Below are 26049 nucleotides of genomic sequence, written 5' to 3'. Positions count from 1 at the left end.
CGGCCTTCCCGGCGCCTTCCGGGCTTGAGCGGTAGAGGTCAGCGGGAACGCGCCAGGGATGCGCGCGCCTGTCCGGAGAATGCTGACAGGTCAAGGCGTCCATCCCCGGCCTGGATATCAGCCGCATTGTGGGTCACCAGCACCACCGTGCGGTCCCGCAGGCCCGAACGCAGGTCCGCGAGCATGGCGGCCGCGGATTCGGCATCAAGGTGGGTGGTGGGCTCATCCAGCAGGACCACCTCCGCGCCGGTCAGCAGGGTCCGCGCCACGGCCAGGCGCTGGCGCTCGCCGCCGCTGAGGAACGCACCGCCGGGCCCGATTCGGGTGTCCAGCCCCGCCGGCAGCCGGCGTACCAGCCCGGAAAGTCCGACGGCGGCCAGGACGGCTTCCAGCTCTTCGTCACGTGCCGCGGCGGCACCGTCGGTGGACGGCCTGCCCAGCAGCAGGTTTCCGCGGATGGTGGAATCGAACAGGTGTGCTTCCTGCGGGCACCACGCCGCCCGGCCGGTGACCCGCACCTGGCCTGCAGCGGGCGGCAGGAAGCCCAGCAGCACCGAGAGCAGCGTCGATTTTCCGGACCCTGACGGCCCGGTGACCGCCAGCCAGCGCCCCGGCGCTGCCGACGCGTCCACGCCCGAGAAGACCGGTGAGCCTCCCGGCCAGGCCGCGGCCAGGTCCACCAACTCGACGCCTGGCGCACCGCCGGCCCTGGCAGGAACGGACTGCAGCCCGTCAGTCGCCTCGCCGCCTCCGGCAAGGGCCCCCGACTCCCCCACGCGACGCATAACCGCACGCAGCGCCGGGAACTGGCGCACCGCCGTCGTCATCGCAGCGTAAGGCTCCACCAGCGCCAGCAGCAGCAGGACCACCACGGCCGCGGTAGCCGGGGCAACGCGGGCTGCGAGGACCTCCGGCCCTGCCAGCAAGGCCGCAGCCAGGGCAGCGGCACCGCAGGCGGCGGTGGCGACGGCGTGCCCCAGCCCGTCGGCCCAGGCGGACCGCTGGGAGGCGCGGGTGGCATCCCGGTCCTCAGCCAGCAGCGCGTCAAGGACGCGGGGCGCCACACCGTTGGCATGCAGTTCGGCCCGCGCATCCAGGGCGGCCGTGACGCGGCGCAGGACGCCGGAGCGCAGGGCCTGCTCGGCAGCGGCGGACTTCCGGTCACCCCACACGGCGGCCGCGGGCGCCAGCAGCAGGCCGCTGACGGCTGCCCCAAGCACTGCGGGAAGGGCGGCCGGCACCAAGGCTCCGGTGGCGGCCACGGCCAGGACGGACACCGCAAGCGCCGTGACAGGCGGCAGGACCACGCGCGGCAGGAGGTCCCGGACGGTGTCGACGTCGTCGATGACCGTGCCCAGCACATTGCCGCCCTGCAGGAGCCGGCGCAGTGACAGCGCCCGGCGGCTCAGGGACTCCCACAGCCTGCCGCGGAGCCGGGTCAAGGCGGCGAATACGGCATCATGCAGCAGCAGGCGCTCCCAATAGCGGAACACCGCGCGGCCGATGCCGAAGAACCGGACGCCGACAATGGCCGTCAGGAGGTAGAGGATAGGCGGCTGCTCGCTGGCGCGGATAATGAGCCAGCCGGACAGGCCGGAAAGCGCGACGGCGAAGACGGCCGCCAGCGTGCCGACAAAGGCCGCTGCCGCGAACTTCCCACGGACCGGTGCGAGGAGGGCGGCCAGGAGGCGGCCGGCGCCGGGAGCGGCACTGGGAGCGGGGCCGACGACCCTGGGATGCCTGGCTTCCGTTCCGTCGTCGACACCAGCCTCTGTGACGGGCGTGTCCATGGACCTTGCGCTCGCCGTGGTGTCGGCGCGGCCCGGCGGGAACACAGCAACGCCCGCATCCGGCGTCGGCGTTGCCGTGCCCGCGGGCCGCACCGGCACCAAGAGGTCTGCCAACTGCCGGGTGCGCCGGTTGTGGGCCACCAGGATTACGGTGGCCTGGCCGCGGAGCCGCCGGATGGCGTTCTCGACGATGACGGCCGAGGCGTCGTCCAGGTGCGCCGTGGGCTCGTCCAGGAGCAGGAGGGTGGCACCGGCGTCGATCCTGGCCAGGCCGCGGGCCAGGGCCACGCGCCGCAGCTCGCCCGGGCTCAGCTCCGCCGGGTGCTTGCCGGCCAGGTGCCCGGCTCCTGCGCGCTCCAGGCAACGGCGGGCTGCGTCTTCGGCGGCGAAGCGGTCCGGGCCATGGGTGGAATCCGGCGAGAGGTACAGCAGCACCTCGTCCAGGACGGTGTTGGCCACCATGACGGGATGCTGGGGTACCCAGGCCACGGCACGGCGGTCCAGCCCCCTGATGGACCCGGTGATGCTGGTTCCTGCGCTGGTTCCTGTCCTGGCCGTTCCGCCGGCGTTGCCGATGGTGCCTGCCAGTACGCCAAGGACAGTGCTCTTGCCGGCGCCGCTGGGACCGTCCAGGGCGGTGATCCTGTCCTGTGGTGCGGTGAAGGTGAGGGGGCCGACGGCGGCTCCGGCCCGTCCGGGATAGGTCACCGTGAGTGCGGTGACCTCCAGTGGAGCGCCCGGCCTGCCGGCCTTGGCAGCCGGCAGGGGCGTAGGCTCCGGCGCACCGGTCACGGCTGCGGTTTCCGCGAGCGCCACCCGGCCGTCGTCGCTGGCGTGGTGGGCGGTGCCCAGTTCCCGCAGCGGAAGGTAGCAGTCCGGGGCCAGGAGGAGTGCCAGCAGGCCCGCCTCCAGCGGCATGCCGCCATGGACCAGCCGGACGCCAATGAAGACCGCCACCACGGCCACCGAGATGGTGGCGATGAGTTCCAGGGCCAGGGCGGACAGGAACGCGGTCCGGAGGGTGCCCATGGTGCGCGAGCGGTATTCCTCGGAGATCTCCTCCAGAGCCTTGCGCTGGGCCGTGGCCCTGCCCAGCCCCACCAGGACCGGCAGGCCCTTGGCGAGCTCCAGCATGTGACCAGACAACCGTGCCAGCGAGGCCTGGGCCTGCCGCACGCTGTCCTCGGTGTACCGGCCGATCAGCACCATGAACACCGGGATCAACGGGACTGTCAGCACAATGACCAGCGCGCTGACCCAGTCCGCAAAGAGGATCCGGGCCCCCAGCAGCAGCGGAACGGCAGCGCAGTTGACCAGCGCAGGCAGGAACTGCGTGTAGTAGCTGTCCAGCGCATCCAGGCCGCGGGTGGCCAGGACGGCCAGGCCACCGTCGCCGGGGCCGGTCCCCCGCACCCCGCCGCGCAGGGCCCGCTCCAGCAGCTCCGCGCGGAGCTCCTCCTTGACCCCGAGGGCCGCGCGGCGGGCGGCGACAGCCTGCCCCCAGACGGTCAGGGAGCGCAGGACGACGCCGGCCAGGCCGGCGGTGAGCTGCTCCGACCAGGCAGGGTTCCCGGCGGCGAGCCCCGCAAGGACGGAGGCCACCGCCTGGCCGATGAGGACCAGGGACAGGGCCTTGAGCGCGGCCAGCAGTCCCAGCCAGTAAATTGCGGACCGGGTGGCCGGCCCCGTGGGGAAGGTCGGCCGCACGTCAGCCCTTTGTGGTGAAGGCCTTGGCGGCGATGGCAGGGAGGAAGCTGTGCGCTTCGGGAATGTGGGCGGCACTGACGCGGCGGCGGAACACCCAGTAGGTCCAGGCCTGGTAGGCAATCACCAGGGGAAGCCCAAAGGCCGCCACGATGCTCATCAGGCCCAGTGTGTAGTCCGAGGATGAGGCGTTGGAGATGGTGAGGTCAAAGGCGCCGTCCAGCGTGGAAGGCAGCACCACCGGGAACACGGCCCCGAAGATGGATGCGGTGCCCAGGACCAGGAAGGCACCAAGGGCCAGGAAGGCCCTGCCTTCGGAACCGTTCCGGGCCAGCCACCAGGCGGTGGCGGCAGCGCCAACGGCCAGCACGACGGCGGCCCAGGTCCACGGCTTGCCGTCCAGGAACTGGATGGCAAGGGCCCATGCCGCGATGGGCAGGAGCAGGACCGGCAGGAGCCGCACGACCCACTGGCGGGCACGGTGCCGGACCTCGCCGTCGGTCTTGAGGGCCAGGAAGGCCAGGGCGTGGAGGAGTGAGAAACCCACGACGGCGAGTCCGCCCAGCAGTGCGTAACCGCTGAACCAGGCCATGGGGCCGCCTTCCCGGTCGCCGTTGGCGTTCAGCGGAAGGCCGGTGGTGGTGAGGGCCAGGGCGGCGCCCACGCCGAAAGCCGCGAAGAAGGATCCCAGCGCGATGGCCCAGTCCCACCGGTTCCGCCAGCTGTCAGTGTCCACCTTGCCCCGGTACTCGAACGCGACCGCACGGAAGATCAGCGCCAGCAGGACCACCAGCAGCGGCAGGTAGAGCGCGGAGAACAGCGACGCGTACCAGAGGGGGAAGGCGGCGAAGGTGGCGCCGCCGGCGGTCAGCAGCCAAACCTCGTTGCCGTCCCAGACGGGTCCGATGGTGTTCAGCAGTACGCGGCGCTCCGTATTGTTACGGGCGAAGAGCTTCATCAGCATCCCGACCCCCAGGTCGAAGCCCTCCAGGAAGAGGTAGCCGGTCCACAGCACCGCGATGGCGATGAACCATATGGTGGGAAGCAGTTCCATTGTTTGTTTCCTCTGCTAGTAGGCGAAGGCCAGGACGTCGTCGGCGGGTTTGGATTCACCGTTGCCGCCGGGGTTGGGCGTCTGGTCCTCGTTCTCGTCCGCAGGTGCGTGCGCGAGTTCCGGCATCGCGGAAACCACGCCGCCGCGGATGTACTTGACCAGGAGTTTCACTTCCACCACCAGCAGGACGGCGTACACGGCGGTCAGCGCCACCAGCGAGGCAATGAGTTCCCCTGCGGAGACACCCGGGGATACGGCGGCGGCGGTAAACATGAAGACCTGGTCGATGCCGCTGGGATCCGGGTTAGGCGCCACGACGAACGGCTGGCGACCCATTTCGGTAAAGATCCAGCCGGCTGCGTTGGCGCCGAAGGGAGCCAGGATGCCGAAGACTGCCAGCCGCATCAGCCACCGTGACTCAGGCACCGTCCCCTTGCGGGTGAGCCAGAGGGCCACCAGTGCAGCCAGGGCGGCAAGGCCGCCGAAGCCGATCATCATCCGAAAGCCCCAGTAGGTGACCTCCATGACGGGCACGTACTGGATCTCCTGGCCGGCGCGGTCCCCGTAGATCGGATTGTCGGGGAGGTTGGTGCCGTACTTCTCCTTGTACTCGGGGAGCAGGCTGTTCACGCCCTTAACCTCAGTGGTGAAATCGCCCTTGGCCAGGAAGGAGAGGATGCCGGGGACCTCGATCACGGCCACGACGTCGTCGCAGTTCTTCGAGCCCACGTTGCCGACGCTCAGGACGGAGAAGCCGGTGCCGTCGTGGCACGCCGCCTCCGCGGCGGCCATCTTCATAGGCTGCTGCTGGAACATCAGCTTGCCCTGGAGGTCGCCTGTGACGGCGGTGCCGGCAAAGGAGATCATGGCCACCACGGCGCCGATGCGCAGGGACCGGATCCATACGTTGTGGTCGGCCCGGTCACGGCCGGGGATGCGGATGTCTTCACCCGGCACCACCCGGCCGTCGGCGCCCACGGTGTCCACGCCGTCCTGCCGCCGCCGCCACAGGTGGTACCAGGCGATGCCCAGGAGGAAGCCGCCGGCAACGGCGAGGGCGCCGAACAGGGTGTGCGGGACGGCCACGAGCGCGGTGTTGTTGGTGAAGACAGCCCAGGCGTCGGTCATGACGGGCCGGCCGTTAATCATCTCCACCCCCACCGGGTGCTGCATCCAGCTGTTGGCCACGATGATGAAGTAGGCGGAGAGCGCTGATCCGATGACCGCCACCCAGAGGCAGGCGAGGTGGATGGCCGGCTTGAGCTGCTTCCAGCCGAAGATCCACAGGCCCAGGAAGGTGGACTCGACGAAGAAGGCCAGGAGCGCCTCAAGGGCCAGGGGCGCACCGAAGACGTCCCCCACGAAGCGGCTGTACTCGCTCCAGGCCATGCCGAACTGGAACTCCTGGACGATGCCCGTGGCCACGCCCATGATGAAGTTGATGAGGAACAGCTTTCCCCAGAACTTGGTCATGCGCAGGTATTCGGGCTTCCCGGTGCGGTACCAGGCTGTCTGGATGACGGCCACCACCAGCCCCAGGCCGATGGTCAGCGGCACCATCATGAAGTGGTAGACGGTGGTGATGCCGAATTGCCAGCGTGCGATTTCCAAGGCGTCCATGGCGGTCCCTACTGTTAGCAACTGCAGTTTTCTACGCTTCGTAGAACTCCAACTTCTACAAAGTGTAGAACATCCTCGACGACGGACGGAAACTTCCCGCCCTCCCCTAGGATCGCGCGTCGGGGCGCGGCGCGCCAGATGTTCTACCCCATGTAGAAGGTTGGGAGTTTTCGGGGTAAATTTAGTTGTGTAGTTGAACAACCGCGTGACGTCACCGGGTGCCCTACGGCGCACGGTGCGGGGAAATAAAGGAAAAGTGACATGGCGAGTCTTGGTGAACTGGAACGGGCAGTGATGGACCTGCTCTGGGCGGGCCAGGAAGCGGCTACGGCCAATACCCTGAGGGATCAGTTGGCGCGCACGTCGGCGGCGCAGGGCGGCTCTGGCCACGAAGGCAAGGAACTGGCCGTCACCACGGTGCTCACCGTACTTTCCCGCCTGGAGAAGAAGGGCCTGGTTGAGCGCGAACGCGGCACCCGCCCCCACCGCTACCAGGCTGTGTCCAGCCGTGCAGACCACACCGCGGAACTCATGCACGAGGTCCTTGGATCCGCCCCGGACCGCGAGGCCGTCCTGGCCCGGTTCATCGGGTCGGTGTCCGAAGGTGAAGCCGAGACGCTGCGCAAACTTCTGGGCCGCGTCTAACACACCATGTTCTGGGCCTCATACCTGCTGGCGGTCCTTGCGATAGTCCTGGCGTGGCCGGTGCCGATCCTCCTGTCACGGGCGCAATGGCCGGCCAGGTCGCCGTTCACGGCCATGCTGCTGTGGCAGGCGATCGCGCTAGCAGGCGGGCTGTCCATGATCGGCGCCATGTTGGTCTACGGCCTGGAGCCCATCGGCGACAACCTCATCGCAGGCCTCCGCGGCCTTGCCGGCATGGTGCTTTTCAACGCCCCCACTACAGCCCTGGGGTTCTGGCACATCTTTGCCCTGTCCACTGCCGCCCTGCTCACCGTCCACCTGGTGTTCACCCTGCTGCTGACGTACTACAAGATCCAGCGGCAGCGGCGGCGGCACCGCGAAATGCTTGCCCTGCTGGCGTCGCCCTCCGGCCAGGACGCCGGGACCCTGGTCATCAGCCACGACTCCCCCGTGGCGTACTGCCTTCCCGGCGGCGCGCGTTCCGTGACAGTCCTGTCGGACGGCCTGATGGCGGCGCTCGAACCGGCAGAACTTCGGGCCGTGCTGATTCACGAGAACGCCCACCTGAGCCAGCGGCACCACCTCCTGCTCTGGGCCTTCGCCGCGTGGCGGCAGGCCCTTCCGTGGCTGCCCACCACCCGGCTTGCCCAGGAATCCGTGAACTCCCTCATCGAGATGCTGGCCGATGATGTCGCCCTGCGGACCGAGAGCAAAGCCACCCTCATCAAGGCCATCGCCATCGTGGCCAGCGGTTCCGCCACGGAGGCCGGCGCCGGAAGCGTCCGGCCATCCTCGCCCACGCTGGCCCTGTCCGGGCTTGAGGCGGCGTCGGGCGGATCCGGTTCGGATGCGGTCCGCACCGCAGCTTCCCGTGTCAGCCGGCTCCTGACGCCCCAGCCTCCGCTTCCTTCCGCCCTCCGCAGCGCCGTTATGGCAGGCAGCGTCCTGCTGCTCGCGCTGCCCACCGCGCTCCTGGTGGTTCCCGGACTGCTCGGCTGACCCGCCGCCGTCAGGCGTCGATGCGCTCCCGGTCCAGGCTTGAGGCGCCGGCGATGATAAAGTCCTTGCGCGGCGACACGTCCGAGCCCATCAGCAGGTCGAAAATCTCCTCAGCCTGTTGCGCGTTTTCGATCCCCACCTTGCGCAGGGTGCGGTGCCGGGGATCCATGGTGGTTTCGGCCAGCTGCTCGGCGTCCATCTCCCCCAGGCCCTTGTAGCGCTGGATCGGTTCCTTGTACCGCTTGCCTTCCTTGGCCAGGCGGGCCAGCAGCACGTGCAGTTCGGCTTCGGAGTAGGTGTAGATCATCTCGTTGGCCTTTTGGCCGGCGTTGATCACCTCCACGCGGTGCAGCGGGGGCACCGCGGCGAACACCCTGCCTTCAAGGATCATGGGCCGCATGTAGCGGAAGAACAAGGTCAGCAGCAGGGTCCGGATGTGGGCGCCGTCAACGTCGGCGTCCGTCATCAGGATCACCTTGCCGTAGCGGGCGGCGCTGATGTCGAAGCTGCGGCCGGAGCCTGCGCCCACTACCTGGATGAGGGCTGCGCATTCGGCGTTGGAGAGCATGTCCCCCACCGATGCCTTCTGGACGTTGAGGATTTTGCCGCGGATGGGCAGCAGGGCCTGGAAGTCGGAGGAGCGGGCCAGCTTGGCGGTGCCCAGCGCGGAATCACCTTCCACGATGAACAGTTCGGAACGTTCGACGTCGTCCGTCCGGCAGTCGGCGAGCTTGGTGGGCATGGAGGAGGTTTCCAGCGCATTCTTGCGCCGTTGGGTCTCCTTGTGCACACGCGCCGAGATGCGGGACTTCATCTCGTTGACGATCTTTTCCAGCAACAGCGCGGACTGGGCCTTGTCATTCCGGTTGCTGGCGGACAGCTTGGCGGAGATCTCCTTTTCCACCACGCGGGCCACGATGGCGCGGACGGCGCTGGTACCCAGGATTTCCTTGGTCTGGCCCTCGAACTGCGGCTCAGCGAGCCGGACGGTCAGCACTGCCGTCAGGCCGGCGAAGATGTCGTCCTTTTCGATCTTGTCGTTGCCGGCCTTCAGTTTGCGGGCGTTGGCTTCCACCGCCTTGCGGAAGGTCTTGATCAGCGCCTGTTCAAACCCCGATTGGTGCGTGCCGCCCTTGGGGGTGGCGATGATGTTCACGAAGCTCCGCACAGTGCTGTCGTAGCCGATTCCCCAGCGGAGCGCCACGTCCACCTCGCAGTCACGCTCAACTTCGGCCAACTGGCTGTGGCCACGTTCGTCGAGGACCGGGACGGTCTCCTTGAACTTCCCTGAGCCATGCAGCCGCCACACATCGGTGACGGCGGGATCGGCGGCGAGGAACTCGACGAACTCGGAGATGCCGCCGTCGTGGTGGAAGACCTCCTCGTGGGGGCCCGCTTCACCGGGAGTCCCGGCCAGCCTGCGCTCGTCCCGCACCGTGAGCTTGAGGCCGGGCACCAGGAAGGAGGTCTGGCGGGCCCGGGCCACGAGATCCTCGTAGGAGAACTTGGCATCGGGCGTGAAGATCTGCCGGTCCGCCCAGTAGCGGATCCTGGTGCCGGTGACGCCGCGCTTGGCCTTGCCCACCACGTCCAGGACGGAGTCGTTGACGAACGGCGTGAATGGCGCGGCCGGGTCCAGCCGGGAACCGGTGTCCTTAAAGCGGCCGGGTTCACCACGGCGGAAGGACATCCGATAGGTCTTGCCGCCGCGGTCCACCTCGACGTCCAGGCGCGAGGACAGGGCGTTAACCACCGAGGCGCCCACGCCGTGCAGGCCGCCCGAGGCGGTGTAGGACCCGCCGCCGAACTTTCCGCCCGCGTGCAGCTTGGTGAAGACCACCTCGACGCCGGTAAGTCCCGTCTTGGGCTCCTTGTCGATCGGGATGCCGCGGCCGTCGTCGTGGATTTCCACGGAGTTGTCCGCATGCAGGATGATGCGGATGTCGTGACCAAATCCGGCCAGGGCCTCGTCCACGGAGTTGTCGATGATTTCCCAGAGGCAGTGCATAAGGCCGCGCGAGTCGGTTGAGCCGATGTACATGCCCGGGCGCTTGCGAACGGCCTCGAGGCCCTCCAGGACGGAGAGGTGCCGGGCGGTGTACTCAGAGCTAGGTGCCACTGGTAAAGAACTCCTTCAGGAACGTGGACGCGGCACTGGGACCGCACCTTCTAGGGTAATCGGCAGCGGCGGCTGGAGCCGTTTGCCACACCCGCCGGCGGCTGTGCGCCGTGCCACCAGTGTCCGTGACGGGCGGAACTTGGCCTTTCTTGACCGAACCTTGCGGATACGCGCACAGCGAACTTGCCCCATCCTTGCGATGGTTTGGATACGAATGCTGGTTATATAGATGTACTGATCTACTAAGGAGGCCGATATGACAACAGCAGTGGCAGATCGCACACTCAACGCACTCGACCGGTGCGACCGTTGCGGAGCCCAGGCATATGTGCGGGTTGTACTCGAGTCCTCCGGCGGTGAACTGCTGTTCTGCGGCCACCACGCCCGTGCAGTCGAGGCAACGCTCAAGCCCTTGAGCTCCGACTGGCACGATGAGACGGGAAAGCTTCATGAGAAAGCTGCCGTGGAAATCGACTAGATGAGGCATCGGTAACAACGAACCCTGCGGGGCCCTTCCAGAACGGAAGGGCCCCGCAGGCGTTTAACGGCACGCCACCGGAATTTTCCTGTGAAAGTACAAGCAGAAAAGCAGGGGCCGGGCGGGAGCCACCAGAAGGTGGGTCCGGCCCGGCCCCTGCCGGTTCGTACGGTTTGAGTCGTCCGGTGGACCTAGTCCAGGTAGTCCCGCAGGACCTGCGACCTGGAGGGGTGGCGCAGCTTGGACATGGTCTTTGATTCGATCTGGCGGATCCGCTCGCGGGTGACGCCATAGACCTTGCCGATTTCGTCTAAAGTCTTCGGCTGTCCGTCAGTCAGGCCGAACCGCATGGCAACCACGCCGGCCTCGCGTTCGGAGAGGGTGTCCAGCACGGAGTGCAGCTGCTCCTGCAGGAGGGTGAAGCTCACGGCGTCAGCCGGAACAACGGCCTCGGAGTCCTCGATCAGGTCACCGAACTCTGAATCGCCGTCCTCGCCCAGGGGCGTGTGCAGCGAAATGGGTTCGCGGCCGTACTTCTGGACCTCGACCACCTTCTCGGGGGTCATGTCCAGTTCCAGTGCCAGTTCTTCAGGCGTGGGTTCACGGCCCAGGTCCTGCAGCATCTGGCGCTGAACACGTGCCAGCTTGTTGATGACTTCAACCATGTGCACCGGGATACGAATGGTGCGGGCCTGGTCAGCCATGGCGCGGGTGATGGCCTGGCGGATCCACCAGGTGGCGTACGTGGAGAACTTGAAGCCCTTGGTGTAGTCGAACTTCTCCACGGCGCGGATCAGGCCCAGGTTGCCTTCCTGGATCAGGTCCAGGAACAGCATGCCGCGGCCGGTGTAGCGCTTGGCCAGTGAGACCACCAGGCGGAGGTTGGCTTCCAGCAGGTGGTTCTTGGCGCGCTTGCCGTCGTGGATGATGAATTCGAGTTCACGCTTGTACTTCGGATCCATGGAGCCGTCGTCAGCGGCGATCTTTTCCTCGGCGAACAGCCCGGCTTCGATCCGCAGCGCAAGGTCAACTTCCTGCTCGGCGTTGAGCAGTGCCACCTTACCGATCTGCTTCAAATAGTCCTTGACGGGGTCGGCCGTTGCGCCGGCAGACATGACCTGCTGCACGGGGGCATCGTCATCATCTGCGTCGGAGTAGACAAAGCCCTTGCCGCTGCCCACTGCACCCTTGACGGGATCGGCGTCGGTATCAGCATCCTCTACTGCGTCCGGGCCTTCGAGGACGTCGAGGTCTTCCTCAGCGTCCTCGACCTCGTCCGCATCAACGGCGGACTTTCCTGCAGCCTCTGCTGCAGCCTTGGCGCCAGGCTTGGGCCCACGCTTCTTGGGCTCGCGCTTGCCGTCCGCTGGAGCCGCGCCGGCCGAAGCCTTGTTGGCTGCCCGCGTAGCTGCCCGCTTGGCATTGGTCGCGGCCTGCTTCTCCTCAGGGGACAAGACATCCTGGGCGGCGGAATCCTTCTTCGTGGAAGACGGGGTCACAGAAAACCTTTCTAGCGGTGGTCTGTGGAATCACCATACGGGCAACACCACTATGACCCTGTCAAGTCCGTGATGAAAACCAAGCGCCACCACGGCCGGCAGAGTCACTTAAGACAACTCCCGGAGCAGCTGTATTGTTCCCTGGCGGGGACCGCTACAAGCACTCGATACACGGACCCAACCGGGTCTCGGCATCCATTGTCTCATGATTTGCCTGGATCCGGCTTCCCCTGCTTCCATCCGGTCCCGCCACTTGCTGAAGGTCTTGCCCATGCCGGCCGGTATATCCCGCTCCTGACTCCGGCCGCCCGCCCCTCACAGCGCCCGGCTTTCACCCGGCAGTGTCTTCCCCGAACTTCTGCCAGGCCGCCTCCTTGCGCGCCGCCCAGCCACAAAGCGTTCCCCTGCCCACGAGATCCAGCAGAAGTTCGGCGAGCCGGTATTCCGGCTCCAGCTCGAGGGCCTGCTCCAGGTGGGCGGCAGCGTAGGAACCGCGGCCCCGGCACCACGCCACCCAGCCGCGCATGGTCAGCGCCGCGGCAGCAGCCTGCCCTCCCAGCACAGCCAATTGCCCGAGGACCCGGTCCAGTGCTTCCAGGCCTGCCCAGTCGGGAACGTCGGGCGCAACACCCATGAGCACCTCGCCGTAGCCGGCTGGAACGGAACCGGAGCGGGCCACGCCTTCCGTAGTCCGGCGCGGCGGGCGAAAGGCAGCTGCCCGTCCTCCTGCCGTTTCCGTCCGCGGTTTGCCCACTGGCAAGGCCCGGAGGGGGAAATCGGCCGGCATCAGCAGCGGCAGCAACACCACGGACTCGTCGGCGCCGCCCCCGTCATCTCCTTCCGCAAAGACGTTGAACTGTTCGGCGCCGGCTTCGGCAGCGCTCCTGCCCGCGGCGGCCATCACCATCACGGCATCCCGCCACGTGGGGACCAGGAGCGTGGCACGAAGAAAGGCATCCCGCTCGATATCAGGCACCCCGGCATCCGCCGGGGCCCGGTCCAGCAGCATCTGCCAAAAGCCGAGCACGGCCTTGAACTGCGCACGGCTTCGGGACCGCCATCCCAACTCCTCTTGCCAGCCGGCCTGGGCTTCAAGGACCGCGGCCAGGTGCATGGCAGGCACCGCCGCTTCAGGTGCGCTGCCGGCCCTTGGTGCCGGGCCGACGCTGCTCCCCCGGTAGACCATTTCCGTATTCAGCATGCTGTCCCGGATCTCCTGCACCGGACGCCCCGGAAGCGGGCAACATGAACCATCGCTGCACAGGGCGTCCCGCCAATAGTCATCGCCCACAAACCAGGCAGCACGGACCGGCATCCCGCCTTCGTCAAGGGAACACTGCACTGTGGAGATAAGGAGGTCGTAGGCGCTCGGCGGGACCATTCCGGCGTCAGTGGTGAAGACGGCCAGCAGCGCGCCGTCGGCATCCTGGTCTGACTCAAGGTAGCGCCGGACGGCGCCGGCAAACCCGAAAGGATCGCCTGGCCCGTCGGGTGACGGAAGATCAAGCCGCAGCGTGGCGCCAAGCCTGGTGCCGTGCAGCGTCATGGCCACCAGGCTGGAAGCGGGCCAGTACCCCAGGCTGTGTGGAATGAAGCCAAGAATGTCTTCCGGCCCGCGGATTGTTAATCGTTCTGGAGCTGTCATGGCTCCAGCTTTCGCCGCCGGCGCTGCCGCGGGCAGGGGCAAGTTCAGCTATGTGGGCAAACGGCCCGGTGGAGGAACAGTGACAGAAGGAGGATCTGCGGCAAAGGAAGGAACGAAAACGCCTCAGTCGTCGGTGCGCGCCGGCTGGCGGCGGCGCGCCAGGCTTTCCCGGCGCTGCCGGGCCAGGGCGCTGCGCAACGGCGGCACTACAATCCCCTGGGCCGCCATCTGCCGGCGCACTTTCCGCCGCGAGGCCACAATGGCGGCGGCGCCGAGAGCCAGCAGCAGGAACTGGACGCTCAGGGCCAGGCGGAAGGGCTCCAAACCGTACAGCACCCCCTGCGAGAACCCGGTGGCGTAGAGGACATCGAGCACCAGGCCGATCAGGAAGATGGACACCAGGGCAGCGATGAAGCCGCCGACGTTCACGATCCCGGTGGCAGTGCCGATTCGATGCGCCGGGTTGAAGGTCCGGGCGAAGTCGAAGCCGATCATCGAACCAGGACCCCCGATGGCCAGCACCACCACAAGTCCGGCCAGCAACCACAGCGGAGCCCGCCCGGGCAGCAGCAGTACGGCCGCCCATGCTGCTGCCGTGGCGCCGGCAATCAGCAGCACCATGGTGGAGCGGCGCAGTGGGTGGCGCGAAACGAAACGCCCAATGAAGGGGCCCGCCGCCATGGCCGCGGCGACATAGAGCGCCATCAGTGCGGCAACAGTGCCTGCGTCCAGGCCCTGCCCGGAAATCAGGAACGGGTAGCCCCAGGTCATGGCAAAGACGGTTCCGCTGAACTGGATGGTGAAGTGGCTCCACATCCCCAGCCGCGTGCCGGGCTGGCTCCAGGCGCGGGCCAGCGAGGCCCCGGTTGCCCGAAGCCCCTGCCGGGCGTGCGGCCGCTCGGTGCCGGGGGGAGCGTCCTGCAGCAGCAGGACGACCAGTACGACGGCGACTCCGGACATTCCCGCCAGCATCAGGAAAGCGGGGGTCCAGCCGGACAGGTGCAGGACCGTTGCGAAGGGCAGGACGCTGAACAATTGCCCCAACTGGCCGGACATGCCGGTCAGTTGGGTTACCAGCGGGACGCGGGCGGGAGCGAACCAGAGCGGTATGAGCCGGATGACCGAGATGAAGGTCATCGCGTCGCCGGCACCCACCAGGACGCGGCCCAGGACTCCCCCGGGGATGCTGTCGGCAAACGCCAACTGCAGCTGTCCCAGCCCCATCAGGACCGCACCGCCGGCGATCATGACGCGCGAACCAAGCCTGTCCACCAGCAGGCCCACGGGAATCTGGAGTCCCGCGTAGACCAGCAGTTGCAGGACAGTGAAGAAGGAGATGGCCGACGCCGTGGCGTGGAAGCGTTCGGTAGCTTCAAGGCCCACCACGCCGAACGAGGTCCGCTGCGCCACGGCCACCAGGTACCCAAAAATTCCGATGGTCCAGATAAGCCAGGCGCGGGGTGCAGTCACCACTTCATTATGCCCGGCGGGACGCCGCTTTCCGGGGCGTTGTGACCAGCGCTACTGCCCCGGGTTCTCCCTGGCCAGGTAGGCCTCCACGGCTGCGCCCAGGTCATCGGCGTCCGGAAGCTCATCATTCTCGTTGGCCAGCAGCGACCTGCGCACGATGCCGTCGGATTTTTCGTCGTACCGGGTTTCGAGGCGGGACACCACCTGCTGGACTTCCTCCGACGCTTCGATCTGCTCGGCGATCTGGCGGCTGACCTCGCGGCCTGACTCGCGAAGCCGGTCGGTGGGCAGCATCAGGGACGTGGCGGCGCCCAGGTATTCCAGCCCGGCGACGGCGGCGGTGGGGTACTCGGCTTCGGCAAGGTAGTGCGGCGCGTGGATGACGTAGCCGGCGACATTCCGTCCGGCTTCCACGAGGCGCAGCTCCAGGATGTGCCCGACGGCGGCGGGAACTTCGACCGTGGGTTTCCACACCGAGATGCCCTCGATGAGTTCCGGCCGGTTCCCGTGCACCGTCACCCCCACGGGGCGGGTGTGCGGCACGGGCATGGGAATGGAGTGGATCCAGGTGACGAGGTTGACGTCCAGCTTCTCCACGATGTTCACCACGGCGCGGGCGAACCGTTCCCACTGCAGGTCGGGTTCGAAGCCGGCCAGGAGGAGGAACGGCTTTCCCAGTCCATCCACCAGCCGGTAAAGGGCCAGCCGAGGCTCCTGGTAGTCCTGGATATGGTCTTCGACGAAGCTCAGGTGTGGGCGCCGTGACCTGTAGTCGATCAGTTGGTCGGCGTCGAAGACGGCAACGGGCTGGGCATCGAGGGAGTCCAGCAGTTCTGCGTTGATCTGCTTCACCACGTGGCCTGCGTCGGCGAATCCGGTGAAACCCATCACCAGGTTCAGCCCCTGGAGTTCGGGGCTGTGGAACAGCTCGATGTTGCTGGCATAAAGCGCGTCGGGGTCCAGCAGGGAGCCGGAAATCCGTTCAAGCACGGCATGTTCCTTTCAGGGGTGCGGGTGGACATCATTCATAACGCGGCGGGGCCACCCGGCATTCCATCAGCCGGTGTGGCGCACCTCTCAGGAAATTCTCCTGCGGCGCCGGGGAAGGGCTACGATCGGAACTGGCCTGCCAGGCGGGCTTGCACGCACCCCGGGGACCGTCCAGAACGGCCGGATCCGGGCCACCATGGCAGAGCGCCCAACATGCATCCCTGCCCGAACGTTTCGAGAATTGAGGACTCATCCCTGTGGTCAAGAATACTGAAGTCAACCTTAGTACCGTCGCGCGGGACCTGAAGAAGAACCCCAGTGATGCAGTGGTCATCGGGGTGGGCCAGGGAACTGACGGGCCGGTCCTGTTGGATAACCCCCTGACCGCAAAGTCCGCCGAGGCCCTCGCGGACTCCCTCAAGGCACTGGGTGTCACCGGCGCCGCGGACCAGCTGGTCCGCCTGCCCGGCCTGCCCGAGACCGGGGCCGGCATCCTGGTCCTGGCCGGCGTCGGCAAGGTTCCCGCCAACGGGCCGCTCACGGGCGAGTCGCTCCGCCGGGCAGCTGGATCGGCCGTCCGGCAGCTGGCCGGCCTGGCCACGGTCACCCTGGCATTCCCGACGGCGACGGTACAGGACGTCACGGCCGTCGCCGAGGGTGCCGCCCTGGGCGCCTACTCCTTCACCGAGTTCCGGTCCTCCTCCGACGGACTTAAGGACCCGGTGCGCAATGCCGTCATCTTCAACGAGCTGGCCGGCACGCCGGAGCTGGAGGCGGCACTGAAGCGGGCCGGCCTGGTGGCCAAGGCCGTTAATGCCACCCGGTCCCTGGTCAACACCCCGCCGAGCCACCTTTACCCCGAATCGTTCGCCGAGGCCGCCAAGGACCTGGCCAAGGGCCTGCCCGTCAAGGTCACGGTCTGGGACGAGAAGCGCCTTGAAAAGGAAGGCTTCGGCGGCATCATGGGCGTGGGCAAGGGCTCCACGCGGCAGCCGCGGCTGGTCAAGGTTGAGTACTCCCCCGCGAAGGCCACCGCCAAGGTTGCCCTGGTGGGCAAGGGGATCACCTTCGACACCGGCGGAATCTCCCTCAAGCCGGCCCTCAACATGGGCGACATGAAGAGCGACATGGCCGGTGCCGCCGTCGTCCTTAACACTGTCCTGGCCCTCGCCGGCCTGGGCCTGCCGGTCAAGGCGACCGCCTGGCTCTGCATCGCAGAGAACATGCCCGGTGGCGGAGCGTCACGTCCTGCCGACGTCCTGACCATGTTCGGCGGCAAGACGGTGGAGGTCCTCAATACCGACGCCGAGGGCCGCCTGGTCATGGCGGACGGCATCGTCGCCGCCAGCCGCGAATACCCGGATGCCATCATCGACGTCGCAACCCTCACCGGCGCGCAGCTGATCGCACTGGGCAACCGTACCGCCGGCGTCATGGGCTCGGACAGCGTCACGGGCGCGCTCAAGGCCGCGGCGGACCGCGCCGGCGAGCTGGTGTGGCCCATGCCCCTGCCGGAGGAACTGCGCCCCACCCTGGACTCCCAGGTTGCCGACCTAGCCAACATCGGCGAACGGCACGGCGGAATGATGACCGCTGCCGTGTTCCTGCGCGAGTTCGTGGGTAAGGACAAAGCGGGCGAACAGATCCCCTGGGCGCACATCGATATTGCAGGACCGTCCTTTAATAACGGCAGCCCGTACGGCTACACGCACAAGCAGGGCACCGGATGCACCGTCCGTACCCTCATTGCGTACGTGGAGGACATCCTGGCCGCGGCTTAGGCAAGGCTGCCGGCCAGGTGTCACGCGGCCCTGCGGCGCAGGTGATTCCTGTGCCACAGGGCCGCGTGACACTGGACACAAGCGCTCCACAAACGCAGCGCCAAGGTGGAGCATGGATAGGTGGTTCGCTAAGGTGAACCACGGTAGTCACAAATGCAAGAGAGTTGCCCTGCTGACATAATCACGGCAGTGCAAGTTCCAAGACCAGATGATGCGCGCTGATCGCGTCATCGTTCACGCGAGGGAGCGTTTTAGTGGCCGATCAGGCAACTGCGCAAGAATTCGACATCCTGGTACTCGGTGGCGGCAGCGGCGGGTACGCTGCAGCGCTGCGTGCGGTACAGCTCGGCCTCACCGTCGGCCTCGTGGAGAAGGCCAAGCTGGGCGGCACCTGCCTCCACAACGGCTGCATCCCCACCAAGGCCCTGCTGCACTCCGCAGAGCTGGCCGACCACGCCCGTGACTCCGCCAAGTACGGCGTGAACGTCACCCTCGACGGCATCGACATCAACGCCGTCAACGCGTACAAGGACGGCATCATCGCCGGCAAGTACAAGGGCCTGCAGGGTCTGATCAAGTCCAAGAAGGGCATCACCGTCATCGAGGGTGAAGGCAAGCTGCAGGGCACCGACACAATCGTGGTGAACGGCACCGCCTACAAGGGCAAGAACATCGTCCTGGCCACCGGCTCCTACTCGCGCACCCTTCCCGGCCTGGAAATCGGCGGCAAGGTCATCACCTCCGACCAGGCCCTCACCATGGACACCATCCCCAAGAGCGCCATCATCCTGGGCGGCGGCGTCATCGGCGTCGAGTTCGCCTCGGTCTGGAAGTCGTTCGGCGTGGACGTGACCATCGTCGAAGGACTGCCCTCCCTCGTTCCCAACGAGGACGCCACGATCATCAAGAACTTCGAGCGTGCCTTCAAGAAGCGCGGCATCAAGTTCTCCACCGGCGTTTTCTTCCAGGGCGTCGAGCAGAATGACGACGGCGTCAAGGTCACCCTGGTGGACGGCAAGACGTTCGAAGCGGACCTGCTGCTGGTCGCCGTCGGCCGTGGCCCCGTCACGGCCAACCTGGGCTACGAGGAAGCTGGCGTCACCATCGACCGCGGCTTCGTCATCACCAACGAGCGCCTGCACACCGGCGTAGGCAACATCTACGCCGTGGGTGACATCGTCCCCGGTGTGCAGCTGGCCCACCGCGGCTACCAGCAGGGCATCTTCGTGGCCGAGGAAATTGCCGGCCTGAAGCCTGTAGTGGTCGAGGACATCAACATCCCCAAGGTCACCTATTCCGAGCCCGAAATCGCCACCGTCGGCTACACCGAGAAGGCTGCCAAGGAAAAGTTCGGCGAGGACCAGGTGCAGACCCAGGAGTACAACCTGGCCGGCAACGGCAAGAGCTCCATCCTTGGCACCTCGGGCCTGATCAAGCTGGTCCGCCAGAAGGACGGCCCCGTGGTGGGCGTCCACATGATCGGCGCCCGCATGGGCGAGCAGGTGGGCGAGGCCCAGCTGATCGTGAACTGGGAAGCCTACCCGGAGGATGTGGCACAGCTGGTGCACGCGCACCCCACCCAGAACGAAGCCCTCGGCGAAGCCCACCTGGCACTGGCCGGCAAGCCGCTCCACGGCTGATTTTCGCCGGCATTACCAGGCCCGGTGCACCCGGTCGCGCAGACCGGGTGCACTAGGCTTCCAACAAGGCAGCAACCATTCGCACTAAAGATCAATAAGGAGAACGGGGACGACATGTCTGAATCCGTTAACTTGCCCGCCCTCGGTGAGAGTGTCACCGAAGGAACCGTCACCCGCTGGCTCAAGCAGGTAGGTGACCGGGTAGAGGTGGACGAGCCGCTGCTCGAAGTCTCCACCGACAAAGTAGACACTGAAATCCCCTCTCCTGTAGCTGGCGTGATTGAAGAAATCCTGGTCGCTGAAGATGAGACCGCCGAGGTAGGTGCACCGCTGGTGCGCATCGGTGACGGCTCCGGCGGCGGTTCTGCCCCCGCAGAAGAAGCCCCCGCTGCTGCTCCCGCCGAAGAGGCACCTGCAGCCGCTCCCGCACAGGAAGCACCGGCTGAAGCAGCTCCCGCGCAGGAGGCACCTGCCGCAGAAGCACCCGCTGCCGGCGGCGGCGAAAGCCACGAGGTCACCCTCCCCGCACTTGGTGAAAGCGTCACCGAAGGCACCGTCACCCGCTGGCTCAAGGCCGTCGGCGACTCCGTCGAGGTGGACGAGCCGTTGCTGGAAGTTTCCACCGACAAGGTAGACACCGAGATCCCGTCTCCCGTCGCCGGCACCCTGCAGGAAATCCGCGTCAACGAGGACGAGACCGCCGAGGTTGGCTCCGTACTCGCCGTCATTGGCTCGGGCGCTCCCGCTGCCGCAGCTCCGCAGGCTGCACCCGCCGCTCCCCAGCAGGAAGCCCCCAAGCCCGCTCCGGCAGAGTCCGCTCCTGCGCAGACCGCTCCCGCCCAGGCCGTTCCTGCCCAGCAGGCCCCCGAGCAGGCTGCACCCCAGGCTGCCCCGGCTCCCGCCGCCCAGGCTCCTGCTGCTCCGGCAGCCCAGGAAGCAGCACCGGCCGGCGGATCCGAGTCCGGCTACGTCACTCCCCTGGTCCGCAAGCTGGCCAACCAGCACGGCGTGGACATCTCCAGCCTCTCCGGCACCGGTGTTGGTGGCCGCATCCGCAAGCAGGATGTCATCGCCGCCGCCGAGGCCAAGGCCGCACCCGCTGCGGCTCCGGCAGCAGCCCCTGCCGCCTCCGCCCCGGCTCCATCCGGCGCAGCAGCCTCGTCGCTGCGCGGCACCACCCAAAAGGCTCCCCGCATCCGCCAGGTCATCGCCCGGCGCATGCGCGAGTCGCTGGAAATCTCCACCCAGCTGACCCAGGTCCACGAAGTGGACATGACCAAGGTCGCCAAGCTGCGTGCCCGTGCCAAGAACTCGTTCCAGGCCCAGAATGGCACCAAGCTGACCTTCCTGCCCTTCATCGCCAAGGCCGTTGCCGAGGCCCTCAAGCAGCACCCCAAGCTCAACGCTGCCTACGACGAGGAAAAGCAGGAGATCACCTACCACAACGCCGAGCACCTGGCGATCGCTGTCGACACGGACAAGGGCCTCCTTGTTCCGGTCATCGCGGACGCCGGCAACCTGAACCTTGCCGGCCTGGCCGGCAAGATCGCCGACGTTGCTTCCCGCACCCGCGACGGCAAGATCGGTCCGGACGAACTGTCCGGCGGCACGTTCAGCATCACCAACATCGGTTCGGTGGGCGCGCTGTTCGACACCCCGATCATCAACCAGCCGCAGGTTGGCATCCTGGGCACCGGCGCCATCGTCAAGCGCCCCGTGGTGGTTGCTGACGAAAACGGTGACGACTCGATCGCCATCCGCTCCATGATGTACCTGTCCCTGACGTACGACCACCGCCTGGTGGACGGCGCGGACGCAGGCCGGTTCCTCCAGACCCTGAAGGCACGCCTCGAAGAAGGCGCGTTCGAAGCGGACCTGGGACTCTAGCAGCCAGCCACGAACGACGGCGGCGGGCGCCAACGGTGGGACGACCACCTGCGGTGCGCGCCGCCGTCGCAGTTTAACAGGCAGCCGGCTATGCGCCGGCCTGCGCGGCTTTGCTACAGACGGTAGAAATGACTGGCTAAGCTGGAGCCATGACTATTCTCTTCAACATCCTGGTTTTCCTGCATGTGGTGGGCGCGGCCATGATCGTGGGCTACTGGATCGCCACGATGCGGACCCCCACCGTGCACCCGCGCCAGCGTGACGGCGCCTTCCTGCAACTGCTCACCGGCATCGCCATGATGGGCATCCTTCCGTTCCTGCCGGACAAGGACCCCAACTACGCCAAGCTGGGCATCAAGTTCGTCATCGCCATCGTGGTTGCCGTCCTGGCCATCATCGGCTCGCGCAAGGTCAAGAACGGGCAGCCCGTTTCCACCGGACTCGCCCACGGCGTCGGCGGCCTGGCCCTGCTCAACATCGCCATCGCCACCATCTGGCAGTAACACCGACGCCGGGGTGCCGGTCATAATCCTCTGAGAGCGGACAATCCGTGCACCGGGGGAACCTGATCCCTAGGATGGGAAACGGTGGGCCGGCCACGCTGCCGGACCCGGATCGAACCGACGTTGAGGAGAGACATGGCTACAACACGCAACGCCCACACCGTATGGACCGGAAGCCTGACCGAGGGCTCGGGCAACACCACCCTGGACAGCTCGGGCCTGGGCACCTTCGATGTCACCTGGAAGGCGCGCACCGAGGCCGCCGGCGGAAAGACCAGCCCGGAAGAGCTGATCGCAGCCGCCCACTCGGCATGTTTCTCCATGGCCTTCAGCCACGAACTGAGCCAGGCGGGCTTCACGCCGGATGAGGTCAACACCAAGTCGGAGGTTGGCTTCCAGCCCGGCACCGGCATCACGGGCAGCCACCTGACCCTCGTCGCGCGCATCCCCGGCATCTCCGAGAAAGACTTCCAGCGCATTGCCGAGGCCGCCAAGAAGGGCTGCCCGGTGTCACAGGCCCTGGCCGGCATCGAGATCACCCTCGACGCCACGCTGCAGTCCTAGCAGTCCCGGGCCCACCCGGCCCAGAGCAACGCAAAAGGCCCTGTCCTTCCGGAAACCGGAAGGACAGGGCCTTTGTTGTTCCTAGCGTCCCTGCGGGCGGGCCGGCAGCGGCGAAGGCAACAGCTTGCGGTAGCCCGAGCGGGCCGGCGGCCGGTCCGTGGGCAGTTCCTGGATCATCTCCTTGAGCGCCCCAATGCCGTATTCCAGCTGCGGATCGCGGCCGGCTGCGTAGGCGTGAGGCGGGTAGGTCACCTCGATGTCCGGGTCAACGCCGTAGTTCTCCACGCTCCAGCCAACGCCGCCGCTGAACCAGTTGGCATAGCGCGGCTGGGTGACTCCGGTGCCGTCCGCCAGCGCAAACCTGTTGTCGATGCCCACCACACCGCCCCAGGTGCGCGTGCCAATGACCGGCCCGATGCCCCTCAGCTTTGACACCTGGGTGATGATGTCGCCGTCGGATCCGGCAAACTCGTCCGCAAGGATGATCACCGGCCCCCTCGGCGCATGGTGCGGGTACGTGCGCGGCTTCTCCCCGCGCGGCATGCTCCACCCGGTTACCTTGCGGCCGATCAGTTCCGCGACAAGCTGCGACGTGTGGCCGCCACGGTTGCGGCGCACGTCGACGATCAGGCCGTCCAGCGCTGTTTCGGTGTCGAGGTCGCGGTGCAGCTGCGCCCAGCCGTTGGCCATCATGTCCGGGATGTGCAGGTAGCCGAAGGTTCCGTTGGAGGCCTCGCGGACGGTCCGCCGGTTGCCGGCAACCCATTCCTGGTAGCGCAGGCGCTCTTCATCCTTGACGGGCACGACGGCGACGCGGCGCTGGGTGCCCTCAGCACCACCGTGCCCCGGACCGTTGAGGAGGGTCAACTCCACCGCGCGGCCCGCCGCTCCCACCAGCTGCATGGCGGGGGTGGTGCTTTCGGACAGCGGGACACCATCGATGGCCAGCAGGATGTCCCCTGCTTTGGCGCCGACGCCGGGCCTGGTGAGCGGTGAGGTGGCCAGCGGATCGGAGGACTCGCCCGCCAGGATCCGGGTAATTTCCCAGCCGTTGGCGGTGTGCGCGAGGTCGGCGCCGAGCCGGCCCTGTCCGCGGCTGCCGCGCTCGGTCACGGCAGCGGGGCGCACGTAGGCGTGGGATGTCCCCAGCTCGCCGTGCAGTTCCCACAGCAGGTCAACCAGGTCGTCATGCGAACCCAGCCGTTCCACGATGGGGCGGTAGCGGGCGTGGATGGATTCCCAGTCCTGCCCGGCCATGTCCTCGGTCCAGAAGAAGTCGCGCTGCAGCCGCCAGGCTTCATCAAATGCCTGTCCCCAAACGCTGAGCGGATTCAGCAGGACGCGGATCCGGCCCAGGTCGACCTTGACCAGCTTGCCCGACTCTTCGTCGGCCTTGGCGTCCGAAGGGACCACTGTCACCTGCTTGTCGGAAACCAGCACCACCTTGCTGCGGTCCCCGGTCAGCCGGTAGCTGTCCACGGCATCCACCAGCGTGGTCTGCTTGCGCCTGGCAATGTCGTAGCGGACCAGGCTGGGACGGGCGTCCTTGTCCTCCTGGCTGGCCTTTCCATCACCGGTGACACCGGACAGGACGGAGTCGAGCCAGAGGAGCGCGCCGTCAACAGCGTCCAGCGAGCTGTAGTTGCCCTGCGGAACCGGAACGCCAATCACGCGGTGCGCCAGGCCCTCCGCATCCACCTGGACGGCAGGTACCGTGCTGTCGCCCGCTTCGTTCTTGTCCGTGCCCTGCGCGTCCGCCTCCTGCTCCCCGCCCGCAGGATCAACCGAAGGGCCAAAGGGCGACGGCGTCTCAGCGGCGAGTGCCACCAGGTACGGCTTGATGGGGCTGGGGAAGGAAAGGTCAAAGGAATGCCCGTCGTACACCGGATCGAAGCTGCGGTTGGACAGGAAGGCAAGGAATTTGCCGTCCGGAGTGAAGGCCGGTGAGGCGTCGCGGAAACGCCCGTCGGTGACGTCCACCGGGTCGGCGTCGAGCTGCTCCACCGTGGCCAGGCGCAGCCGGCTGCGCGAGCCAAAGGACGTGACGGGTTCGGACCACGCCAGCCAGCGGGAGTCCGCCGACCATGCCAGCTCGGAAATACTGCCTTCCCCGATGCTCGCCACCTGGCTGAGGTCGCCGCTGCGGGTGTCCACCACGTACACGTCGCCGAAGGATGTACCGAGGGCGATCCACCGGCCGTCCGGGCTGGGCTCAAGGGAGCTGGCGCGCGACGGTGTGGGAACAGTGATGCCCGCCTCCGTCGCGGGTGACTCGGCCTCCGCGGCAGGGGCCGTGTCCTGGGGCGCAACATCGGCCTGCTGCTCATCGTCCGCGGGAACATGCGCAGAGCTCCCCGCCAGCACCGCGGCCCCTGATGCCGGAACGGGCTGGGGCAGGCTGACAGCTTCCGCTCCCTCAGCGCCCGCCTGTTCCGTGTCCGGGGAATCGGAGGTTTCGGAGGCGGCAGCGCTTCCGCCGTTGCCGCTCCCTGCCGTCACCTGCGCAGCGGTGTGCGGGACGGGCGCGGCAATGTCCTTGATGTGGATGGCCTCAACACCGCCATGATCGGCGATGTAGGCGATCCGGCCGTCACCGAGGGGCCTGGGCAGCCGGCCCCGGACTCCCGGCGTGGCCTCAATGATCCGGGACGGCCCGTCCTTGTGCCGCAGCCAGGAAATCGTCCCATGCGATTCCACCGCGCTGGCGGCGCCCGTGGTATCCGGCGCTACCGCGCCCAGGTGCTTGACTGCGTCGAGGAGGGCAGGACGCCTGGTCTGGGAGGCGGAGCCGAGCGTGATGTCCAGCTTTTCCGCTTCCGAATCCAGGTCCCGGAGCACCCAGAGTTCACCGGCGGACTCGAAGATGACCCGCTTGCCGTCGGTGGCGGCGTGCCGGACGTAGAAGTCCTGGTGGTCGGTGTGCCGGCGCAGGTCTTTTCCGTCGGGAAGCACCGAATACAGATTGCCGTAGCCCTCGTGGTCGGACAGGAAGGCGATCCGGCCGTCGATCCAAAGCGGGTCGGTGAGGTTGCCGTCGAGGTCGGGCAGGAGGCGCTCGAACTCACCGTTGCCGTCGCGGTCGATCCACAGCTTCCCGGCCGTGCCGCCGCGGTAGCGCTTCCACCATGCCGGTTCCCGGGACAGCACACTTGCCAGCACCACCGGGCGTTCATCGCCTACTTCAGGTCCGTACGCCACTGACTCCACGGGGCCGTAGGGAAGTTCCTGCGCCCAGCCGCCCTCGAGGGGAACGCTGTAGGCGTGGGTGTGCCGGCTTTCAGCCTGGCGGAATGCGCTGGTGACCACCACGGCGCCGCCGGTGGTGAATCCCTTGACCTTTGTGGTGCTGTGGCCAAAGTACGTGAGCTGCCGGTACCCGCCGCCGTCGACCTCTGCCGACACCACCTCCGGGGCCGTTCCCTGCACTACGGTCCACACCAGCCGCTTGCCGTCGGGGGTGAAGCGCGGGTTGCGGGCAGGCAGCTGGAGCGATGAGACGCGCCAGGCACGGCCGCCGTCCAGGGGCGCAATCCACACGTCGTCCTCGGCCACGAAAGTGACCAGATCGCCGTGCAAATGCGGGAAACGGAAGTAGCTCGAAGAGGTCATCGTTTGATCATAGTCAACCCCTCCCCTGCCGAGCGGGAGGTACACAACCCGC

At 67.3% G+C, this 26049-nt stretch carries 17 protein-coding genes; 8 read left to right on the top strand and 9 right to left on the bottom strand.

The genetic code is table 11. The annotated features are described in order from the left end of the window. Positions 1 to 38: 38 nt before the first annotated feature. From cydD to JCQ34_RS07815, 3 genes are read right to left on the bottom strand one after another with little or no spacing between them, the layout of a single operon-like run. Entirely contained in the window at positions 39 to 3497 is a 3459-nt protein-coding gene (gene cydD, locus JCQ34_RS07825; RefSeq protein ID WP_286403431.1) for a thiol reductant ABC exporter subunit CydD, read from the bottom strand. A gap of 1 nt (position 3498) precedes the next feature. Continuing rightward, on the bottom strand, positions 3499 to 4548 hold the full coding sequence (gene cydB / locus JCQ34_RS07820) for a cytochrome d ubiquinol oxidase subunit II (RefSeq protein ID WP_286403428.1): 1050 nt from the start codon (positions 4546 to 4548) through the stop codon (positions 3499 to 3501). A 15-nt stretch (positions 4549 to 4563) separates the two neighbouring features. After that, the gene (locus tag JCQ34_RS07815; protein ID WP_286403426.1) at positions 4564 to 6168 is read right to left on the bottom strand and encodes a cytochrome ubiquinol oxidase subunit I; all 1605 of its coding nucleotides are present in this window, start codon (positions 6166 to 6168) and stop codon (positions 4564 to 4566) included. Positions 6169 to 6429: 261 nt separating this feature from the next. Between JCQ34_RS07815 and JCQ34_RS07810 the strand changes: the two genes are divergently transcribed. Then, on the top strand, positions 6430 to 6813 hold the full coding sequence (locus tag JCQ34_RS07810; protein WP_286403422.1) for a BlaI/MecI/CopY family transcriptional regulator: 384 nt from the start codon (positions 6430 to 6432) through the stop codon (positions 6811 to 6813). Positions 6814 to 6819: 6 nt separating this feature from the next. Then, positions 6820 to 7812: a M56 family metallopeptidase gene (locus JCQ34_RS07805; protein WP_286403418.1), complete on the top strand. Its 993-nt coding sequence runs from the start codon at positions 6820 to 6822 to the stop codon at positions 7810 to 7812. A 10-nt stretch (positions 7813 to 7822) separates the two neighbouring features. On the opposite strand, the gene JCQ34_RS07800 is transcribed toward JCQ34_RS07805, so the two are convergent. After that, positions 7823 to 9931 (bottom strand): DNA gyrase/topoisomerase IV subunit B, encoded by a 2109-nt coding sequence (locus JCQ34_RS07800; RefSeq protein ID WP_142134265.1) that lies wholly within the window; start codon positions 9929 to 9931, stop codon positions 7823 to 7825. A gap of 256 nt (positions 9932 to 10187) precedes the next feature. On the opposite strand from JCQ34_RS07800, the gene JCQ34_RS07795 reads away from it, so the two are divergent. Beyond that, on the top strand, positions 10188 to 10409 hold the full coding sequence (locus tag JCQ34_RS07795) for a DUF7455 domain-containing protein (RefSeq protein ID WP_013600696.1): 222 nt from the start codon (positions 10188 to 10190) through the stop codon (positions 10407 to 10409). 191 nt (positions 10410 to 10600) lie between these two features. Here the strand turns inward: JCQ34_RS07795 and JCQ34_RS07790 are convergent, their stop codons facing one another. The 4 genes from JCQ34_RS07790 to JCQ34_RS07775 all read right to left on the bottom strand — a co-directional run bounded on the left by JCQ34_RS07790 (position 10601) and on the right by JCQ34_RS07775 (position 16013). Beyond that, positions 10601 to 11908 carry an RNA polymerase sigma factor gene (locus JCQ34_RS07790; RefSeq protein WP_142134267.1) on the bottom strand — a complete coding sequence of 436 codons (1308 nt, stop codon included), beginning with the start codon at positions 11906 to 11908 and terminating at the stop codon, positions 10601 to 10603. Between the two features lie 331 nt (positions 11909 to 12239). Next, entirely contained in the window at positions 12240 to 13553 is a 1314-nt protein-coding gene (locus tag JCQ34_RS07785) for a DUF4192 family protein (RefSeq protein WP_286403413.1), read from the bottom strand. A 123-nt stretch (positions 13554 to 13676) separates the two neighbouring features. Further along, the gene (locus JCQ34_RS07780; protein WP_286403410.1) at positions 13677 to 15023 is read right to left on the bottom strand and encodes an MFS transporter; all 1347 of its coding nucleotides are present in this window, start codon (positions 15021 to 15023) and stop codon (positions 13677 to 13679) included. 51 nt (positions 15024 to 15074) lie between these two features. Further along, a complete protein-coding gene (locus tag JCQ34_RS07775) occupies positions 15075 to 16013 on the bottom strand; it encodes a proteasome assembly chaperone family protein (protein WP_286403408.1) in 939 nt (312 codons plus the stop codon). A 257-nt stretch (positions 16014 to 16270) separates the two neighbouring features. Here JCQ34_RS07775 and JCQ34_RS07770 point away from each other — a divergent pair, with 257 nt between their 5' ends. The 5 genes from JCQ34_RS07770 to JCQ34_RS07750 all read left to right on the top strand — a co-directional run bounded on the left by JCQ34_RS07770 (position 16271) and on the right by JCQ34_RS07750 (position 22388). Beyond that, positions 16271 to 17794 carry a leucyl aminopeptidase gene (locus tag JCQ34_RS07770; RefSeq protein WP_286403406.1) on the top strand — a complete coding sequence of 508 codons (1524 nt, stop codon included), beginning with the start codon at positions 16271 to 16273 and terminating at the stop codon, positions 17792 to 17794. A 254-nt stretch (positions 17795 to 18048) separates the two neighbouring features. Next, on the top strand, positions 18049 to 19434 hold the full coding sequence (lpdA, locus tag JCQ34_RS07765; protein WP_142134277.1) for a dihydrolipoyl dehydrogenase: 1386 nt from the start codon (positions 18049 to 18051) through the stop codon (positions 19432 to 19434). A gap of 114 nt (positions 19435 to 19548) precedes the next feature. After that, on the top strand, positions 19549 to 21321 hold the full coding sequence (gene sucB / locus JCQ34_RS07760; protein WP_286403403.1) for a 2-oxoglutarate dehydrogenase, E2 component, dihydrolipoamide succinyltransferase: 1773 nt from the start codon (positions 19549 to 19551) through the stop codon (positions 21319 to 21321). Between the two features lie 149 nt (positions 21322 to 21470). Next, positions 21471 to 21824, top strand: coding sequence for a hypothetical protein (locus tag JCQ34_RS07755; protein ID WP_286403402.1), 354 nt, complete (start codon positions 21471 to 21473; stop codon positions 21822 to 21824). 135 nt (positions 21825 to 21959) lie between these two features. Then, the gene (locus JCQ34_RS07750) at positions 21960 to 22388 is read left to right on the top strand and encodes an OsmC family protein (protein ID WP_286403400.1); all 429 of its coding nucleotides are present in this window, start codon (positions 21960 to 21962) and stop codon (positions 22386 to 22388) included. An 81-nt stretch (positions 22389 to 22469) separates the two neighbouring features. On the opposite strand, the gene JCQ34_RS07745 is transcribed toward JCQ34_RS07750, so the two are convergent. After that, positions 22470 to 25997 carry a S41 family peptidase gene (locus JCQ34_RS07745; protein WP_286403398.1) on the bottom strand — a complete coding sequence of 1176 codons (3528 nt, stop codon included), beginning with the start codon at positions 25995 to 25997 and terminating at the stop codon, positions 22470 to 22472. Positions 25998 to 26049 lie beyond the last annotated feature (52 nt).

Source organism: Pseudarthrobacter defluvii (assembly GCF_030323865.1).
In the GTDB taxonomy this organism is placed as follows: domain Bacteria; phylum Actinomycetota; class Actinomycetes; order Actinomycetales; family Micrococcaceae; genus Arthrobacter; species Arthrobacter sedimenti.
Note: the sequence above shows the minus strand (reverse complement) of the source record. Positions and strands in the feature narration are given on the sequence as shown.

Excerpts from the sequence above, each read along its gene's own strand:
- cydB (WP_286403428.1), bottom strand. The coding sequence starts at position 4,548 with ATGGAACTGCTTCCCACCATATGGTTCATCGCCATCGCGGTGCTGTGG.
- JCQ34_RS07785 (WP_286403413.1), bottom strand. The coding sequence starts at position 13,553 with ATGACAGCTCCAGAACGATTAACAATCCGCGGGCCGGAAGACATTCTT.
- sucB (WP_286403403.1), top strand. The coding sequence starts at position 19,549 with ATGTCTGAATCCGTTAACTTGCCCGCCCTCGGTGAGAGTGTCACCGAA.
- JCQ34_RS07750 (WP_286403400.1), top strand. The coding sequence starts at position 21,960 with ATGGCTACAACACGCAACGCCCACACCGTATGGACCGGAAGCCTGACC.
- JCQ34_RS07755 (WP_286403402.1), top strand. The coding sequence starts at position 21,471 with ATGACTATTCTCTTCAACATCCTGGTTTTCCTGCATGTGGTGGGCGCG.
- JCQ34_RS07815 (WP_286403426.1), bottom strand. The coding sequence starts at position 6,168 with ATGGACGCCTTGGAAATCGCACGCTGGCAATTCGGCATCACCACCGTC.
- JCQ34_RS07745 (WP_286403398.1), bottom strand. The coding sequence starts at position 25,997 with ATGACCTCTTCGAGCTACTTCCGTTTCCCGCATTTGCACGGCGATCTG.
- JCQ34_RS07795 (WP_013600696.1), top strand. The coding sequence starts at position 10,188 with ATGACAACAGCAGTGGCAGATCGCACACTCAACGCACTCGACCGGTGC.
- JCQ34_RS07805 (WP_286403418.1), top strand. The coding sequence starts at position 6,820 with ATGTTCTGGGCCTCATACCTGCTGGCGGTCCTTGCGATAGTCCTGGCG.
- JCQ34_RS07810 (WP_286403422.1), top strand. The coding sequence starts at position 6,430 with ATGGCGAGTCTTGGTGAACTGGAACGGGCAGTGATGGACCTGCTCTGG.